This is a genomic window from Nocardia noduli (genome assembly GCF_019038455.1).
GTDB lineage: Bacteria > Actinomycetota > Actinomycetes > Mycobacteriales > Mycobacteriaceae > Nocardia > Nocardia noduli.
Window position 1 is genome coordinate 1 of the sequence record NZ_JAFMPL010000244.1, and the last position, 1,186, is coordinate 1,186.

The following is a 1,186-nucleotide window of genomic DNA, read 5'->3' on the forward strand; positions in this document are numbered from 1 at the left end:
GGTCCCCCAGGGTTCAGTCGCCGCCGCCGCAGCCTCCGCCATCCCCACCGCCTCCGCCTCCGCCGCAGCCGCCCTCGCCGCTGAGGCCGTCGTCGTAGAGGTCCCAGATGCGTTCCGGGGGCAACGGCGGGTAGGGGTTGGCGCGGTGGGTGCGGTGAGCGAGCTTCTCGATCCTCGAACGATAGAAGTTGGCGTCACGGGTGCCGCTGTGGCAGAACGCGCGCAATCGGGATCCGTCCGGGTCGAGGGTGTCGTAGCGGTCCCACTGCTCGGTCAGGAACGTGAACAGCACCGGGTCCTCGTCCCACATCCAACCGGTTTCGACCACGATCTCACGCGCCACCGCCGCCGGCGGATATCCCTCGCCCATGGCGTGCCCAGCCAGGTATGAGCGTGCTTGCGCGGATTCGAGGGTGGCCAGAACTCGACGGCACCGGTCGGCGAATACGGGGACCTCGGACGCACTCGCCCCGCGGAGCAAGGCGCGCACGCACGTGTCGGCCGAGCGTAACTCGAAGTAGTAGTCGACTAGATCGAGACGATCGACGGCCACCGCCAGCAGCACATCGTCGTCGTGAACCGGTATGTCCCCGGACGCGGCCATCGGCCGAGCGGGTAACGGGATATGTGGATTGGTCTGCACGATGCGCAGGAAGCGAGCCAGCCGATCGTCGGGTATCGGCGATCGTCGGTTCTTGCTGTTGACGAGGTAGAAGCTGTCGGGGATCGCCAGGAATACTTCCTCGAGCATGTAGAGCCACTGCGGGTGGTCGGTCTCGGCCAGCAGATGTTCCATCGCCTCGCCCAACACATGCGGGCCACGCGATACGGCGTTGACCAGCCACAACTTCTCCTCACGCCGCATCGTCGCGACAGCCTCGACCACCCGGACCTTCGGCAGGTGTGGGCACAGATCCGGATCCGGTAGCCGACCGAACAGAAACGACACGACCTGCGAGGTCGGGACGAACACGAATTCCCTGGGCCACCAAAAAAAGTCGCTGCGGACGAAACCGGTGAGGATCTGATGGAGTACCTCGGTCTTCGTCGCGACGTCGGAGAGAAATGATTAGGACCTGTGGATGACGGGGAGGACGCACCTTCCCGGATGATCTATCAGTCCGAAGTCTTGATCATGCCGGCGCGCCAACGCCGGTCGGGAAGGTACGTCCGTGTTTACGGTAGT

General features: G+C 64.8%; 1 protein-coding gene. It reads right to left on the reverse strand.

Annotated elements, in window-relative coordinates:
- Positions 1-13: 13 nt before the first annotated feature.
- Positions 14-949 carry a hypothetical protein gene (locus JZ792_RS41180; protein WP_216918411.1) on the reverse strand — a complete coding sequence of 312 codons (936 nt, stop codon included), beginning with the start codon at positions 947-949 and terminating at the stop codon, positions 14-16.
- Positions 950-1,186: the final 237 nt, after the last annotated feature.